This is a genomic window from Collinsella sp. CLA-ER-H7, assembly GCF_040092345.1.
GTDB lineage: Bacteria > Actinomycetota > Coriobacteriia > Coriobacteriales > Coriobacteriaceae > Collinsella.
This window is the reverse complement of the sequence record NZ_JBBNLT010000019.1, coordinates 13,974-30,187: the sequence shown is the minus strand read 5'-3', so window position 1 is coordinate 30,187 and position 16,214 is coordinate 13,974. Positions and strand designations below refer to the sequence as shown.

The window sequence follows — 16,214 nt, the reverse complement described above, 5'->3', positions numbered from 1 at the left end:
TACCCGTGTCCGAGCTCGAAGAGCCCTATGGCCGCCTTCCTGGCCTCGACATCATGCTTCACCCTCAAATCAACGCGCATAAAGAAAGCCTCCCATTTCTCATGTCCAAGAAATGGGAGGCAGTTCACACGCGCTGCAGGGTCTTTTTGCATGTCATGTTTAGTTGTGGCCAACGCCTTAGAGAGCGGCGACGACCTCGATCTCGACCAGACCGCCAGCCGGAAGGGCGGCAACCTGGAAGGCGCTGCGCGCGGGGAACGGGGCCTCAAACTTGGAGGCGTAGATCTCGTTCACGGCGGCGAAGTCGGCGATGTCGGCCAGGTAGACCGTGGTCTTGACGACATCGGCAAAGGTGGCGCCGGCAGCGGTCAGCAGGGCCTCAACGTTGGCGAGGGACTGCTTGGCCTGGGCCTCGACGCCCTCGGGCATCTTGCCGGTCGCGGGATCGATGCCCAGCTGGCCGGACAGGAACACCATGTTGCCGGCCTGGATACCGGGGGAATACGGGCCGATGGCTGCGGGTGCGTTATCGGAAGACACGACGGTCTTGCTCATGTTTTTCTCCTTACAATCAAATAGAGAGCGTGAGCGCGGTGTTCGCACCGGGAGGCACAGTTCGGTCTGAACACCGCGCTTGATTGGGATAGTACTCAAGGTTTCTGTTTGATGCAAGAATATTATCAGCTTGCGAGAATATTTTATCGCCCAACGGTTTCCCCGAACCGCTGAACGGTTCTCATGTTGAGCAGCCAGTCCAAGCTGCTGAAGACTTTGTCCTGCTTAGGCTGCGGGCGTCGCCCACCGCAGCGACGTCACTATACTTTTGAATATCTGAGCATTTTGAAAGGCAGGATATGACCGCAACCGCCAGCCGAACCACTAACCGCAGGCCCGAGCTTTTGGCCCCCGCCGGAGGCCCGGAGCCCTTTGCCGCCGCGCTCGCCGCGGGCGCCGATGCCATCTACTGCGGCATGGGCAGCTTCAACGCCCGCCGCAAGGCAATCAACTTTACCGACGAGGCCTTTGAGCAAGCCTGCCGCGCCGCGCACCTAGCCGGGTCGCGCGTCTACGTCACGGTCAACATCGTCATCAAGCAGTCCGAGATGGGCGATGCACTGCAGCTCATCCATCGCTGCTCCACGCTGGGCGCCGACGCCTTTATCATCCAGGACTGGGGCCTGTTCTTTGAAGTCAAGCGCACCATGCCCGGCATCGAGACGCATATCTCGACCCAGGCGAACATCCACGACGACCGCGGAACTATCTGGTGCCGCGAGCAGGGCGCCGACCGCGTGACTCTCTCGCGCGAGCTCTCCATCGACGAGATCGCCGCCATTCACAACGCCGCGCCCGATGTGGACCTTGAGGTCTTTAGCCACGGTGCCATCTGCTTTTGCTACTCGGGCCTGTGCCTGCTGTCGAGCTTTGCCATGGCGGGCCGCTCGGCCAACCGCGGCATGTGCGCTCAGCCCTGTCGTCTGCCCTACGAGCTGATCGACGAGAATGGCCGCTCGCTCTCCCCTGCCGGCCGCGAGCGTGCGCTATGCCCGCGTGACACCAACACCTCACAGCTTGTTCGCCGTCTGTATGACGCCGGCGCCGCGTCGCTCAAGCTCGAGGGCCGCATGAAGGCACCCGATTACGTGTACTCCATCGTCGATGTGTATCGTCACCAGATTGATGACATGCTGGCCGATGTTTCGACCTCCAAGGATGAGGATGCCGCCCGCCAGCGACAGCTCAAGCGCTGCTTTAACCGCGACTTTACGCACGCCTACCAGGATGGCACCTCGGGCGACGAGATGATGAGCTACGAGCGCTCCAACAACCGCGGCCAGATTGTGGGCACGGTGCTGGGCAGCCGTCTGGCCAACCGCGATGTACGCGGACTCAAGCCCGACGACCGCCGTCGCCGCGCCGCCATCGCCCGCATTGAGCTGTTTGAGCCCGTGGGCAAGGGCGACCTGCTGGAGCTTCGTCACGATAACGAGTTTGACCAGTTCCTGACCACCATTGCCGCCGATGATGCCGCCGCGGGCGACATCATCGAATGTCGCGTGCCCCGCAGCATGCCCGAGGGCTGCCGCGTCCGCGTGATTCGCAGTCAGCGTGCCATCGACGCCGCCGGCGCCGCGCTCAAGCGCGATGTGCTGCGCCGCCGCGCCGTAGATGTGTCTATCGTGGCGCGTCTGGGCGAGCCGTTTACCGTTACGCTCACCTGCTGTGACGACCCTTCGCTTACGGCAACGGCCACGGGCTTTACCGTCGAGGCCGCCAAGACCCGTGCGGTCGAGGCGTCCGATCTGGTGGAGCACGTCGGTCGCATGGGCTCCTCGCCCTTTGAGGCTGCGAGCTTTGATGTGACGCTCGATGAGGGCTGCGGCATGGGCTTCTCCGCTGTGCACAAGGTGCGCGCTGCCGCCTGCAAGGCGCTCGAGGAGGCCATTCTGGCACCGTATGATGAGCGCGCCCGCACGCTCGAGCTGCCGGCGATTGTTACCAGTGATTCCCGCCCCGCGCCCGAGCACTACCGCGATGAGCCGCAGATTTGCGCCACCGTCACCTCGCCCGAAGCCGCCGAGGCAGCTCGTGCCGAGGGCGCCACGCGCATCTACATGACCACCGATGCGCTCGAGGCTGTCGGACTCTCCCCTGCCGATGCATTTGAGCAGGGTATCGTGCCCGTACTCGACGAGGTCTGCCGTACTGTTGACCACGAGCGCGTTGACCCCTGGATCAATGCCGGAGCCACCGTCGCCGTCGGCAATATCTCCGAGCTCGCCGTAGCCGCGCATGCCGGCGCCACGGCCGAAATTCGCTCTTGCCTGCCGGTGCACAACACGCCCTGCATGGAGGCGCTTGCCGAGCGCGGAGCCGGTGCGTTTTGGCTCTCGCCCGAGACCACGCTCGACGAGATTGTCTCGCTCGGCGCCGCCGCGCCCGCTGCTCTGGGCATCACCGTCTTTGGCCGCCCGCGCGTCATGACAAGCGAGCATTGCATTCTGCAGGTTGCCAATGGCTGCATCCACGATTGCGCCAACTGCCGCCTGCGTGCCCGCAAGCTCTCGCTCAAGAATATCGACGGAAAGGTCATGCCCGTCCGCACCGACATCCACGGCCGCTCTCGCCTGTACGATGCCTACCCCATCGACCTCACGCCGCAGGTTCCTCAGCTGCTCGACGCCGGCGTGCGTCGCCTCATGGTGGACGGAACGCTGCTCGAGACGGATGAGGTGGGCCGTGCCGTCGCCCGCGTCCGTCGTGCCGTCGAAGCAGCGCAGGCCGGCCGCAAGCCCGCCGCCCGCCTACGCGGGGCGACCTCGGGCTGCATGTTTGTGGGAATCAGCTAACCGAAAGGCTTACACGTGAACGAAGAACCTCAAGTCCTCTACTGCGACGCCTGGCTCATGGCCATCGACAAGCCCGCCGGCATGATCGTCCACGGCGACGGCACCGGCGAGCGCACGCTCACCGACTACGCCAGCGACCTGCTGCTGGCGATGGGCGACGGCTTTGCCGCGACCGACATGCAGCCGCTCAACCGCCTGGACCGCGACACCACCGGCGTGGTGCTGTTCTCGCTCGACAAGCAGACGCAGTCTGCCTTTGACCAGATGGTCATCGACCACGCTTTCGAAAAGCACTACCTGGCGCTCGCCGAGGGCAAGATCGACTGGAACGAAAAGCTCATCGACAAGCCCATCGCCCGCGACCGTCACGACAGCCGAAAGATGCGCGTCGGCGCCAGCGGCAAGCCGTCTCAAACGCGCGTGAAGGTGCTCAAGCGTCTTAAGAGCCGTCGAGGTCTGCCCACGCGCTCGTATATCGATGTCGAGCTGCTCACCGGCCGTAAGCATCAAATCCGCGTGCATCTGGCCAGCGAGCATCACCCCCTGGTCGGCGACGACCTGTACGGCACGCCGCGTCCTTGCGGCCTCATGCTCCATGCCCACAGCGTGTCCTTCACGCATCCCGTAACCGGTGAGCACATCCACATCGAAGCCCCTTGCCCCTGGAAACCCTAAACCACCACAATGGGGACAGGCACCTTTGTGGTGGTTTTGCCCCAATGGCTCAGCCGCGGTCCCAAAACGTCTCGATCTGTAACAGTTAGAACCCATTTTCCGGTCTATCTGTTACAGATCGATACATTCAAATCTCCCTCAAGGGAAAATCTCGATCTGTAACAGTAACTCGGCAAAATCGGTCCCAGCTGTTACAGATTGAGACAAAGGGACGGTGCGGCTCGGAAGTATCTCGATCTGTAACACCTAGCCCACTTTTAGCGGTCCAGTTGTTACAGACTTAGACAAAACCGGTAGACAACGAAAGCGGCAACGCCCGTGATGGACGTTGCCGCTTTTCTATTGAGAAAACTACTCGGTTTCCGTTGCTAACCACCACAATGGGGACAGGCGCCTTCGCGGTGGTTTTGGCCTTAGCCCGTCCCCTGCTGTTAGACCGTGATGACGTTGTCCATTGCCCGGTACTTGGCGGGGACCTCGCCTGCGGTAATAATCGTTGCATCGCGGAAGTCCGCGAACTTGACGGGCGCCACCATGCCAAATTTACTGGCGTCCGAGATTACGAAGCGTTTGGCGGTATGGCGCATCGAGATACGCTTTACTTGCGCCTCCTCGATATCGGGTGCCGTGAAGCCCTGCTCGGCGGCAATGCCGTTAGAGCCCCAAAAGCCACAGTTGAAGTTGTAGCGGTCTAAGGTTGCCAAGGCATCGGGGCCAACGAGCGCCTCGGTCTCGGGTTTGAGCTCGCCGCCCAGCACCACGGTACGCATGCCGCGCAAAGCAAGGTGCTGAGCATGGAGCACGGAATCGGTCACATAGGTGACATCTTCAAGGTGTGGAAGATGCTCGATGAGCCTGAGCGTCGTCGAGCCCGAGTCGATGTATACAAAGCTCTCAGGCTCCACAAGCGCCGCCGCACGGGCGCAGATACGCTCCTTGTCGTCGTTATGGAGGTCGCTGCGCTCACTGATCGTTAGGTCGCGCGTCACGTGCGCGCGCTCAAGACTCGTCGCCCCACCGTGGACCTTGGCGATACGGTGCGCTCGGTCGAGCGTCTGCAGGTCGCGCCGAATGGTAGACGCCGTCACGCCCAGGGCCTCAGCAAGCTCCGGCACGGTAACCGAGCCGGCCTGCTGCACCATCGACACGATCGCATTGAGCCTATCTTCCGCAAGCATCGCTTACTCCTCCTCGGGGTACACGACTCCCCAATCGGCGCGGAGCTTGGTCATAAGCTCCATTACATCAGAAGCATAATCCAGCAGCTCGCACTTGGAGTCGTCGCCGGCAACGGCCTTCTCAAGATCGGCCATCTCATAGCAAAGGGCGTAAGCTTCGGTGCCGGCGTGGACCTCCTCGCGGTGGCCGTCCACAGTCCACACGATGGTCGCGTGATCGGCGCGCGGATACTCGTTGACCTCGATATAGCACTTGTCGAAGCTGATGACCGAGCGCTTGGGCTGCTTGGAGTGGAGCGTAAGGCTCACAACACCCAGCTGCTGCTCGGCGTTACGGCAGACAATGCCGCCCGCAACGTCGACACCTGTCTCACAGGTGTTGCCCAGCGAGACAACCTCAGCGGGCTGGCTCGCCATAAAGAGGCGCATAACGGAGAGCGCATACACGCCAATGTCGAGCATGGCGCCACCGGCAAGGCTACGGTTGTAGAAGCGGTTGGTCAGGTCGCCGTACTCCTTATAGCTGCCAAAGTTGAGCTGAGCGAGATTCATGCGGCCGAACTCGCCGACATCCATGCGACGACGCAGCTCCTGATACAAGGGCATGTGAAGCACCGTGGTGGCGTCCATAAGGACCACGTTGTGCTCGTCGGCAATGGCGCGGGCCTCGTCAAGCTCGGCGGAATTGAGGGTAATGGCCTTTTCGCAGAGCACGTGCTTGCCAGCTGACAGAGCGGCGCGCAGGTAGGTGATATGCGTGTTGTGCGGCGTGGTGATATAGACTGCGTCAATGTTCGGATCGGCATAGAGGTCCTCGACCGTTTCATAGACCTTCTCAACGCCATACTGCTCTGCAAAAGCTTGAGCCTTGGACAGCGTGCGGTTGGCAACGCCCGCGAGCTTTCGGCCGGCAAGGGCGAGAGACTGAGCCATCTGGTTGGCGATAACGCCACACCCAATTACAGCCCAGCGGAGCTCGGGGGCCGTAAAAATATCGTTGGGGAACGGCTGATCCTGGACCGAGGTGAACGCCGCCTTAGCGGCTGCTTCGGCGTCGAGCGGAGCCTGTTTGGAATCTGCCATTATGTGCCTCCTAAGTCATCGGAAGTTCTTCATTCCTAATAGCCCTATATTCGCACAATCACGCGCGTATTTGCTCGTATTTGCGTGTTTATTTGTTTTACAGTCATCATTTAGCCATATTTGACACACGCTTGCGCGGTTACACGCATTATCGCGCAAGGCTATGCGCGTAAATGCGCACGGGACGATCCTTATGAAACATAAAAGGGCGGAACACCATAGCCATAAAAGACAGAGTAGGCCGTATTACTCCACCCCTCTCGGGGCATCAGACATCAAAGGACCGTCCCAAACTGCCGGCACATAGAGACTGTCCCCCATCGACTGGTCATTTAAGTCTGTTCCCAATGACTGCCAATCAACGGCCACTCATTTAAGTCTGTCCCCAATGAGTAGGGATAGAAAAAGGCCCGGGTGCCGTAGCATCCGGACCTTTGCTAGCAACTTAATGTTGCGGGCAGCTTAGAACTTGTGGCCGCACTTCTTGCAGACGCGCAGCTTGTTCTTGCCGTCCTTCTCGTGACCGACGCGGGTAACCTTACCGCACTCGGGACAAACGAGATTGACGTTGGAGGCGTCGATGGGAGCCTCCTGCGAAACGATGCCGCCCTGCTGGTTGGCAGCGTTGGGCTTGACGGCCTTCTTGACGACCGAAACGCCCTCGACAACGACCTTGTTCTCGGCGGGGAGAGCACGCAGGACAACGCCCTGCTTGCCGCGATCCTTACCAGAGAGAACCTGGACCTTATCGCCCTTCTTGATATACATATATCTCCCCTAACTACAGGGTCTCGGGAGCGAGCGAGACGATCTTCATGTACTTCTTGTCACGAAGCTCGCGAGCGACAGGCCCGAAGATACGGGTGCCGACGGGCGAACCATCGTTGTTGATGACAACGCAGGCGTTCTCATCAAAGCGAATGTAGGAGCCATCCTTGCGGCGGATCTCCTTAACGGTGCGAACGACGACGCAACGGACAACGTCCTTCTTCTTGACGTTGGCGCCAGGGGTAGCCTCCTGGACAGCACCGATGAACACATCGCCGATACCTGCATAACGACGCTTGGAACCGCCAAGCACCTTGATGCAGCGAATCTTGCGAGCGCCGGAGTTGTCGGCGACGTTCAGCATGGTTTGCATCTGAATCATGGTAGATGTTCCTCCGAACTAAGAACCGAAGAGAGGTGCGCAGTCTTTATACAGCCTGTGGTATGCAAGCCAGGCATACGCACATCTTCGGAAACGTACAAGTCGTAAGAGCGACTGCTTATTTAGCGCGCTCGACGACCTCGATGAGGCGCCAACGCTTCATCTTGGACATAGGACGGGTCTCCATAACGCGGACGGTATCGCCCACGCCAGCCGTGCACTCCTCGTCGTGAGCGTGCAGCTTCTTGGAGCTGGTCATCATCTTGCCGTACTTGGGGTGACGCTTGCGCTCGGTGATGGTGACAACAATGGTCTTGGCACCGGAGACGGAGGTAACGACACCCGTACGGACCTTACGCGAGTTACGCGAATCAGTCATGTTCTCTCCTTAGGTCCTACTCGGCGACAGCGGACTTCTCCGCTGCGATCTCGCGGGCGCGCTGCTCCGTGAGGACGCGAGCGATGTCCTTCTTCACGGTGTTGACGCGAGCGGTGTTGTCCAGCTGGCTGGTGGCCATCTGGAAACGAAGGTTAAAGAGCTCGGCGCGCATTTCCTTCAGCTTCTCAACGAGCTGAGCGTCCGAGAGCTCACGAATCTCTGCGGGCTTCATTAGTTCTCCTCCTTGGCGGCGGCGGCGTCCTCAGCAGCCCACTTGGCCTCGAGAGCGGCCTCCTCAGCCATCTCCTTCTCGATGCGCTGCTCGGCGTTCTTGGCAGCAACAATCTTGGTCTTGATGGGAAGCTTGTGCTGTGCAAGACGCAGAGCCTCGCGAGCGACCTCCTCGGGCACGCCCTTGACCTCGAACATGATGCGGCCGGGCTTGACGACGGCCACCCACTCCTCGGGGTTACCCTTACCAGAACCCATGCGAGTCTCAGCAGGCTTCTTGGTGATGGGCTTATCGGGGAAGATCGTGATGTAGACACGACCGCCACGCTTCATGTAGCGGGTCATAGCAATACGAGCGGCCTCGATCTGACGGTTGGTGATCCAATGGGCCTCGAGAGCCTGGATACCAAACTCGCCGAAATGCAGCTCGGTATTACCCTTGGCCTGGCCCTTCATGGAGCCACGCTGCACCTTGCGGTGAAGAATACGCTTAGGGGCAAGCACTACTGACCCCTCCTCTCGGAGTTACGACGACGAGGACGGGAAGAGCCCTCGAGTGCAGGGTTGGGAACAGGCTGGCCCGGGAGCTTCTCGCCCAGGTAAATCCAGACCTTCACGCCGCAAGCGCCCATGGTGGTGCTGGCGACAGCTGTGCCGTAGTCGATCTTGGCACGGAGGGTGTGCAGAGGCACGCGACCCTCGCGGTACCACTCACGACGGCCCATCTCGGCACCGCCGAGACGACCGGAGCACTGGATACGGATGCCCTTAGCGCCGGCCTTGCGGGCGGACTGGACAGCCTTGCGCATAGCGCGACGGAAGGCAACGCGGCCCTCGAGCTGCTCGGCGATAGACTGAGCAACGAGGTTGGCGTCAAGCTCGGGGCGCTTGATCTCGACAACGTCGACGGAGAGCTGGCCCTTGGAGACGCCAGCGACCTTCTCGAGCTCGGTACGGAGGGTATCGATCTCGGCACCCTTCTTACCGATGACAACGCCGGGGCGAGCAGTGAGGATGATGACCTTCACCTTGTCACCAGCGCGCTCGATCTCGACACGGGAGACAGCTGCGCGGGAAAGACGCTTCTCGAGGTACTTGCGGATCTCGAGATCGTTACCGAGGGTCTTAGCGTAATCCTTCTCTGCGAACCAGCGGGAGCGCCAGTTCTCGGTGATGCCAAGACGGAAGCCGGTGGGGTAGACTTTCTGACCCATACAGCTTTACGCCTCCTTTCGAGGAGCAACGACGACGGTGATGTGGGAAGTACGCTTCAGAATGCGAGAAGCGGAACCCTTGGCGCGGGGACGGATGCGCTTAAGCGTCGGACCCTCGTCAACATAGGCAGCGGCGACAACCAGGTTGTCGGCACGCAGACCGTTGTTGTTCTCGGCGTTCGCAACGGCGGAACGGAGAACCTTCTCGACATCCACGGCGACGGCGCGGTCGCAGAAGTGGAGGATGTCGAAGGCCTGAGCGACAGGCTTGCGGCGGATCAGATCGACCACCAGGCGGGCCTTGCTGGGGGAAACACGCACGTACTTAGCGACGGCGCGAACCTCGGTGGCCTCAGTTTCAATAGACTTAGTTGCCATTTACGGTTAACCCCCTATTTGGCCTTGTGGCCACGGAACGTACGAGTCGGCGCGAACTCGCCGAGCTTGTGACCAACCATGGACTCGGTAACATACACGGGCACATGCTTGCGGCCGTCGTGGACGGCGATGGTGTGACCAACCATCTCGGGGAAGATGGTGGACGCGCGGGACCAGGTCTTCACGACGTCCTTCTTGCCAGCCTCGTTCATCGCGGTGATACGCGAGAGAAGGCGAGTCTCCACGAACGGGCCCTTTTTGAGACTTCTGCTCATAAGTGCTTTCTCCTAAAACTCGGTATCCGAAATTACTTCTTACGGCGACGAATGATGTGCTGGTTCGAGACCTTCTTCTTCTTGCGCGTACGAAGGCCCTTCGTCGGCTTACCCCAGGGGGTAACAGAGGGACGACCAGAGGTGTGGTTCTTGCCCTCGCCACCGCCGTGCGGGTGGTCGACAGGGTTCATGACGGTACCGCGGACGGTCGGGCGCACGTTCATGTGACGCTTACGGCCGGCCTTGCCGATGACGATGTTGGAGTGATCGGCGTTGCCGACCTCACCGACGGTGGCGCGGCAGGTAACGAGGATGCGGCGCATCTCGGAGGAAGGCATACGGACGATGGCGTACTTGCCCTCCTTACCCATCAGCTGGCAGGAGTTACCGGCGGAACGGGCGATAGCAGCGCCCTTGCCCGGCTGGAACTCAACAGCGTGGATGAGCGTACCGACGGGGATGTCGGCGAGGGGCAGAGCGTTACCCGGCTTGATGTCGGCGTCAGAACCGGACATGATGGTCTGACCGACCTCGAGGCCCTTGGGGGCCAGGATGTAGCGCTTCTCACCGTCAGCGTAGTGCAGCAGAGCGATGCGAGCGGAACGGTTCGGATCGTACTCGATCGTGGCAACCTTGGCGGGCACGCCGTCCTTGTTGCGCTTGAAGTCGATCACGCGGTAACGACGCTTCACGCCGCCGCCCTGGTGGCGGTTGGTGATGCGGCCGTTGTTGTTACGACCGGCCTTCTTGGGCAGGGGCTCGAGAAGAGACTTCTCGGGCTTGGTGCAGGTGATCTCGGAGAAGTCGGAGATCGTCTGCCAACGCCTACCAGCGGAGGTCGGCTTAAGGTGCTTTACAGCCATTACAATCCCTTTCAATAGGAATCCGTTAGCCATCGCAGACAGGGATTCGAGGTTCTGCCTCGGGTGCGATGACACCGGACGTATACACGGTTCCGGGCGTGTCCATTTTATACGCCCAAAACCTTGAGCTCCCGCCTCCCCTATTTGGGAGGCATGAGCTCACTCAACAGCAGCGAGTCTTAGGCCTGGTTGCCAAAGACCTCGATGGTGTCGCCCTCGGCCAGCGTGACGATGGCCTTCTTCCAAGAACGGGTCTTGCCGGCGACATAGCGCACGCGCTTGGTCTTGGGCTTGACCGTCAGGGTGTTCACGCGAACGACCTTGACGCCGAAGATCTCCTCGACAGCGTCCTTGATCTGATACTTGTTAGCATCCTTGGCGACCTCGAACGTGTACTTGTTCAGCTCCATGCCGGAGAAGGAACGCTCGGACACGATCGGACGGATGATGATCTCGTGGGCGGTCATTTATGCAAGCACCTCCCCGAAGTGAGCGGCGATGTCGGCGGGCATCAGCACAGCGTTGTTGTTGACGAGATCGTAGGTGTTGGCCTCGTCAGCGGTGATGATGAACGTCTTGGGAATGTTGCGGAACGACAGGTAGGCGTTGACGTCCTCATCGCGAACGATGATGGTCAGACGCTTGCCCTCAAGACCGAGAGCCTTGAGCATGGCGACGGCAGCCTTGGTGGAAGGCTTCTCGAAGCCGTAGTCGTCGACGAGCACGAGCTCGCCATCGGCCAGCTTGGCGGACAGCGCGGAGCGCATAGCCAGCTTGACCTCCTTGTTGTTCATACGCTTAGCGTAGGAACGGGGCTTGGGGGCGAAGACGACGCCACCGTGACGCCACTGGGCAGCACGGATGGAACCCTGGCGGGCACGGCCGGTGCCCTTCTGACGCCAAGGCTTCTTGCCGCCACCGGAAACCTCAGAGCGGCCCTTAGCGGACTGGGTGCCCTGACGCCAAGAGGCCATCTGGCACTTGACGATGTGGTGCATAACGTGGATGTTCGGCTCGATGCCGTACACCTCAGCGGCGAGCTCGGCCTCGGCGACCTTCTTGCCCTCGCTGTTCTTTACTTCAAACTTTGCCATTTAAGTGTTCTCCTTGGTATGACGCTGGGCTAAATGGGCTGGGCCCTTAGGCCATACGGATGGCGACGAGACCATTCTTGGCACCCGGGACAGCGCCCTTGACCAAGATGAGGTTCTGCTCGGCATCGATGCGGACAACGGAAAGGTTCTTGACGGTAACGCGCTCGTTACCCATGTGACCGGCCATCTTGACGCCCTTGAGGACGCGCGCAGGATAGGCGCACTGACCGATAGAACCGGGGTGACGCTGGAAGTGAGAACCATGCGTCATAGGACCGCGGCGCTGACCCCAGCGCTTGATGCGACCCTGGAAGCCCTTACCCTTGGAGGTACCGATGACGTCGACCTTCTCGACATCAGCGAAATCAGCGACGGTGACGACCTCGCCGACCTTGTGCTCCTCGCCGTTCTCGACGCGGACCTCACGAAGGAAGCGGACAGGCTCGACGCCAGCCTTGGCGAAGTGACCAGCCATGGGCTTGTTCACGTTCTTGGCCTTGATGTCGCCGAAACCGATCTGGACGGCATCATAGCCGTCGGTTGCCTGAGTTTTAACCTGCGAGACAGCGCAGGGGCCAGCCTGGATGACCGTGACGGGAACGACGTTGTCGTCCTCGTCCCAAACCTGGGTCATGCCAATCTTGCGGCCGAGAATCATGCTGATCAAGATATGATCCCAACTCTCGCGTGGTCTTGGGACAATGCGTACACCACCGAGCGTACGCCCCTAGAGGACCACTACTTACACGACGTGCTCCCCAACCTTGTATTTCGCCCGGACTACCTGACAACCCTATTAAGCAGGCATTTTGTCCAGCCAGAATACTCCCCTGGTTACACACAGCTGTTTAGTATACACGGCTGCGGGCGTATCCATCGAGATTCATATTTCACTCACATTGTTTACGCAGGTAAAGTGCGTGGCACGTTCCCAGTGTGCGGCGGAGGGGGCGGGCCTGAGACATATTAAGGTTGCTGCTCTACAGTCCTGCTCACGACGGAGAGCACATTAAGTGCTCTCCTGTTCGTGCGGAACTCGCGACAACCTTAATATGTCTCAGGCCCGCCCCCTCCGCCGCACACTGGGAACGCCACGTTGATGTCTGCTAAACCTTGCTCGCTCAGGCTAATGACTTTGTTGGGGGTCCACTATTTGCTGGAGGGTGGACTTGCATTGCATTGGCTCGCCTTCTGCTTGTGGCTTTGCCTCATCGAAATCGAAAATCATGATGGCGCAGTTGGGGAGTTTTGCTGGGAGCTCGAAGCCCTCTGGGGCTGCAGCCTTGATGAATTGGCGGCTGGCGCTGCCGTGGCTTACTGCTAGGAGGGTTTCGATGCCCTCGGAGCCCATGAGATTGGTGAGGGTGTCTACCATGCGCTCTTGCAGCGCGCGGCTTCCTTCTCCTCCGAAAGAAACCAGGTCCTCGCCCGGATCCCAGACGTCGGTGGGCAGGGCGTCGTGGGGGCCCTCTTCGAAGGTGCCGTAGCTGCGCTCGATAATGCCTTCACAGGGCTCGACTGCTGCGTCCGGGCCGAGGAGCTCGCATGCGACGAGACTTGCCGTGTCCATGGCTCGGCCTAAGGGTGATGAGACCACTTTGTCGGGGACGACGCCGTGGGCCTTGAGCCATGCGGCTGCCATTCCCGCTTGTTTGCGGCCCAGGTCGGTCAACGGTGAATCGCAGCGGCCCTGGACCAGCTTTTTGACGTTGAATTCCGTCTGGCCGTGGCGGAGTAGGTATAGGCGCTTCATGCTCTCCCCTTCTGTATAACTTGCTTTGCCGGCACAGCCCTACTCGTGGGTATGCCCTACGTAGTCTTCGTCGATCGTAATCTTGGCAATCGACTTGGGGTATTCCGATTCGACCCTCTGGGCCAACGTGTGCTTCAGGTCCTCGGCGTCCATGCCCATATCCGAGGGTCGCACGCAGTCAAAAATCACATTGGTGTGCGTAGGGCCCGGCACACAGCGTAGGTCATGAATCGAGAGGCGGCTATCGATCTCTTGAGCCATAGCGTTGATGCGCAGGCGCATGCTCGCCACCTTAGGGTCGTCGGTCACGATGGGGTCGTAATGGAGCGTGACAATCATGCCGTCTTCGACCCTAAACGACTGCTCGATGTTATCGAGCGTGTCGTGGCTTTCCAGCGGGCTGGCCTCGGCCGCCATCTCGGCGTGCGCACTTGCAAACTTCCTGCCCGGGCCGTAGTCGTGAACCATCAAATCGTGAACGCCCAAAACGCCGGGATAGCTCATGATCTTGTCTCGAATGTGCTTGACCAGCTTAGGATCGGGCGACTGGCCCAAAAGCGGGCTCACCGTATCTTGAATAAGTTCAAGGCCGCTCCAGCCAATATAGGCGCCAACGGCAAGGCCAACCCATGCGTCAAGATTGATGTGCGTCACCTGCGAAACAATTGCACATGCCAGCACGGCGCCTGTGGCAAGAACATCGTTCTTGGAATCCTGGGCAGTCGCATGCAGTGTCTCGGACTCGATACGGTCGCCGAGCTTTTGGTTGAGGGCCGCCATCCAGAGCTTTACGACCATCGAAAGCGCCAGGACTGCCACCAGGGCAAGCGAGAACTCGACAGGTTCGGGGTGAATGATGCGCTCAACCGAGGACTTCACCAGCTCAACGCCGATCAGCAGCACGAGCGCCGCCACGACCAGACCCGAGAGATACTCGTAGCGGCCATGTCCGTAAGGATGCTCGGGGTCCGCCGGCTTGCTCGCAAGTTTAAAGCCCAGCACGCTCACAATGTTTGAGCTGGCATCGGACAGGTTGTTCATGGCATCCGCCACAATCGAAACCGATCCCGACAGCACACCAATTGCGCCCTTCGCAGCACAAAGCGCAACATTAGCGAGAATACACACCATGCCCGTCAACGTGCCCACGCGCGCACGGTCGCCCTGCGCACGACGAACGATCCACTCGACCATCTTCATCAGCCCCCACGGTACTGCCTATATATATCTATTGCTCAAACGGATTGTAGTGTAGCCACTTTGTCCTTCAGATACAAAAAGGCCGCGACCCACACGGGCCACGGCCTTGGAGCATGGCAAAGGAATCGTCCTTGTGTCGCACAGGTTTACGCGCTTACTTCGGCCACGCTCTTCGAGGTTTCGGGTGAATCGGCTCCGTCCCCCATCGTCTGTCCCTTCGCCGGCACCACGCCAAAGCAGTAGCTCAGCGCCGCAGACACCGCAAATGCCACACCGCCGGCAGCGCAGCACCACAGCAGGTTCGAGATGCCGCCCGTGACAAAGCCAATGACCATGAGGACATTCGTCATGCCGATGGTATAGGCCGTAACGTGGCCCACGGCTGCAACAAGGCCTCCGACGGCGCCGCCAATGGCCATGCACGTCAGGCACCTGCCATATTTAAAGCCGCAACCGTACAGCGCCGGCTCGCTTACGCCGCCAAGAACCCCCGAGATTGAGTAGCCCAGCATGAGCGCCTTCTCGTCCTTATCCGCAACGCGGAGCGACGCGCCAAAAGGCATGCCCCAAACGGCGAACGTCGCCATCGTCGCGGCAATCAGGATGCACGAATCCGTTCCCACACTCATAAACTGCGCGTACGCAAGCGATAGAACGACGTTGCTGACGCCCGCTATCTTTAGGAACTCCCAGCCCGCGGCAAGCCCCATGAGCGTGAGCAGCGACACGATGCCACCGGAATTGCCAAGCATAAACATAAGCTGGCCCAACAGCATGCCCAGATAGCTGCCCGCCGGTGCCGTAATACACAGCGAAACCGGAACCATGACAAGCATGGTCGCAAACGGAACAAACGAAAACGCCACGGCCCTAGGGATAACGCGCTTAAAGAAACACTCCACTCGCCATAGCACAGGCACCGAAAGGAGAACTGGAATAACAGTCGTCGTGTAATCGTTGACCGGCGCGGGAAGCAGACCATACACGGAAGTCATCGATGCCCCCGTCGTCGATGCGGCATCGACGAGCTTAAGCAGATCGGGCGCAATCAATACGCCGCCCAGCATCATGCCCAGCTGCTCCGAGCAACCGAGCTGGCGGGCGGCCGCCCAACCAAGATAAATGGGCAAAAAGTAGTAGCCGGCGTTATAGAGCCAACTGTAGAACAGGCGATAGATATCGGAATCGGCAGACCACAGGCCCAGCATGCCTTCGCCCATAATGACAGCGACGGTGCGGAACAACGCCGCGCAGACAATAAACGGCAGCGCCGACATCATGCTTTTGGACAGATAGTCCACCACGGCCATGGCGTTTGATGAAACCGACGTTGTAAACGAGGTGTTAGAAACTTGTAGCATGGAACGCCTTTCCCAATATGACATGCGGGC

At 60.0% G+C, this 16,214-nt stretch carries 19 protein-coding genes and 1 pseudogene; 2 read left to right on the top strand and 18 right to left on the bottom strand.

Annotated features, from left to right (window positions below):
* Positions 1-177: 177 nt before the first annotated feature.
* Positions 178-555 (bottom strand): RidA family protein, encoded by a 378-nt coding sequence (locus AAAX75_RS09685; protein ID WP_055285184.1) that lies wholly within the window; start codon positions 553-555, stop codon positions 178-180.
* Between the two features lie 299 nt (positions 556-854).
* Here AAAX75_RS09685 and AAAX75_RS09680 point away from each other — a divergent pair, with 299 nt between their 5' ends.
* Positions 855-3,350, top strand: coding sequence for a U32 family peptidase (locus AAAX75_RS09680; protein ID WP_349092012.1), 2,496 nt, complete (start codon positions 855-857; stop codon positions 3,348-3,350).
* Positions 3,351-3,365: 15 nt separating this feature from the next.
* Positions 3,366-4,025 (top strand): RluA family pseudouridine synthase, encoded by a 660-nt coding sequence (locus AAAX75_RS09675; protein WP_349092011.1) that lies wholly within the window; start codon positions 3,366-3,368, stop codon positions 4,023-4,025.
* Between the two features lie 431 nt (positions 4,026-4,456).
* Here the strand turns inward: AAAX75_RS09675 and AAAX75_RS09670 are convergent, their stop codons facing one another.
* The 17 genes and pseudogenes from AAAX75_RS09670 to AAAX75_RS09590 form a co-directional block, all read right to left on the bottom strand.
* Positions 4,457-5,203, bottom strand: coding sequence for a DeoR/GlpR family DNA-binding transcription regulator (locus tag AAAX75_RS09670; protein ID WP_349092010.1), 747 nt, complete (start codon positions 5,201-5,203; stop codon positions 4,457-4,459).
* Between the two features lie 3 nt (positions 5,204-5,206).
* A complete protein-coding gene (locus AAAX75_RS09665) occupies positions 5,207-6,286 on the bottom strand; it encodes a Gfo/Idh/MocA family oxidoreductase (protein ID WP_349092009.1) in 1,080 nt (359 codons plus the stop codon).
* A gap of 462 nt (positions 6,287-6,748) precedes the next feature.
* Positions 6,749-7,054 carry a 50S ribosomal protein L24 gene (gene rplX / locus AAAX75_RS09660; RefSeq protein WP_006235043.1) on the bottom strand — a complete coding sequence of 102 codons (306 nt, stop codon included), beginning with the start codon at positions 7,052-7,054 and terminating at the stop codon, positions 6,749-6,751.
* Between the two features lie 13 nt (positions 7,055-7,067).
* Positions 7,068-7,436: a 50S ribosomal protein L14 gene (gene rplN, locus AAAX75_RS09655; protein ID WP_006235041.1), complete on the bottom strand. Its 369-nt coding sequence runs from the start codon at positions 7,434-7,436 to the stop codon at positions 7,068-7,070.
* A 118-nt stretch (positions 7,437-7,554) separates the two neighbouring features.
* Entirely contained in the window at positions 7,555-7,815 is a 261-nt protein-coding gene (gene rpsQ, locus AAAX75_RS09650) for a 30S ribosomal protein S17 (RefSeq protein WP_006235040.1), read from the bottom strand.
* 16 nt (positions 7,816-7,831) lie between these two features.
* A complete protein-coding gene (gene rpmC, locus AAAX75_RS09645) occupies positions 7,832-8,047 on the bottom strand; it encodes a 50S ribosomal protein L29 (RefSeq protein WP_006235039.1) in 216 nt (71 codons plus the stop codon).
* 107 nt (positions 8,048-8,154) lie between these two features.
* Positions 8,155-8,550: pseudogene (gene rplP, locus AAAX75_RS09640) on the bottom strand (50S ribosomal protein L16); the annotation flags it as partial.
* Positions 8,550-9,260 carry a 30S ribosomal protein S3 gene (rpsC, locus tag AAAX75_RS09635; RefSeq protein WP_006235037.1) on the bottom strand — a complete coding sequence of 237 codons (711 nt, stop codon included), beginning with the start codon at positions 9,258-9,260 and terminating at the stop codon, positions 8,550-8,552. The gene rpsC and the pseudogene rplP, both read right to left, overlap by 1 nt.
* Before the next feature lie 6 nt (positions 9,261-9,266).
* Positions 9,267-9,638, bottom strand: a complete 372-nt coding sequence (gene rplV / locus AAAX75_RS09630; protein WP_006235036.1) for a 50S ribosomal protein L22 — start codon at positions 9,636-9,638, stop codon at positions 9,267-9,269.
* Positions 9,639-9,652: 14 nt separating this feature from the next.
* Complete coding sequence (rpsS, locus tag AAAX75_RS09625) at positions 9,653-9,913, bottom strand: 30S ribosomal protein S19 (RefSeq protein WP_006235035.1); 261 nt, start codon at positions 9,911-9,913, stop codon at positions 9,653-9,655.
* Positions 9,914-9,945: 32 nt separating this feature from the next.
* On the bottom strand, positions 9,946-10,776 hold the full coding sequence (gene rplB, locus AAAX75_RS09620) for a 50S ribosomal protein L2 (RefSeq protein WP_349092008.1): 831 nt from the start codon (positions 10,774-10,776) through the stop codon (positions 9,946-9,948).
* Between the two features lie 179 nt (positions 10,777-10,955).
* On the bottom strand, positions 10,956-11,243 hold the full coding sequence (gene rplW / locus AAAX75_RS09615; protein ID WP_022094197.1) for a 50S ribosomal protein L23: 288 nt from the start codon (positions 11,241-11,243) through the stop codon (positions 10,956-10,958).
* Positions 11,244-11,870, bottom strand: coding sequence for a 50S ribosomal protein L4 (rplD, locus tag AAAX75_RS09610; RefSeq protein WP_006235032.1), 627 nt, complete (start codon positions 11,868-11,870; stop codon positions 11,244-11,246).
* A gap of 46 nt (positions 11,871-11,916) precedes the next feature.
* Positions 11,917-12,537: a 50S ribosomal protein L3 gene (gene rplC / locus AAAX75_RS09605; protein ID WP_035137484.1), complete on the bottom strand. Its 621-nt coding sequence runs from the start codon at positions 12,535-12,537 to the stop codon at positions 11,917-11,919.
* 459 nt (positions 12,538-12,996) lie between these two features.
* On the bottom strand, positions 12,997-13,623 hold the full coding sequence (locus AAAX75_RS09600; protein WP_349092006.1) for a histidine phosphatase family protein: 627 nt from the start codon (positions 13,621-13,623) through the stop codon (positions 12,997-12,999).
* A 39-nt stretch (positions 13,624-13,662) separates the two neighbouring features.
* Positions 13,663-14,817 (bottom strand): cation diffusion facilitator family transporter, encoded by a 1,155-nt coding sequence (locus AAAX75_RS09595; RefSeq protein ID WP_349092013.1) that lies wholly within the window; start codon positions 14,815-14,817, stop codon positions 13,663-13,665.
* A 152-nt stretch (positions 14,818-14,969) separates the two neighbouring features.
* Positions 14,970-16,184 carry a hypothetical protein gene (locus AAAX75_RS09590; RefSeq protein WP_349092004.1) on the bottom strand — a complete coding sequence of 405 codons (1,215 nt, stop codon included), beginning with the start codon at positions 16,182-16,184 and terminating at the stop codon, positions 14,970-14,972.
* Positions 16,185-16,214: the final 30 nt, after the last annotated feature.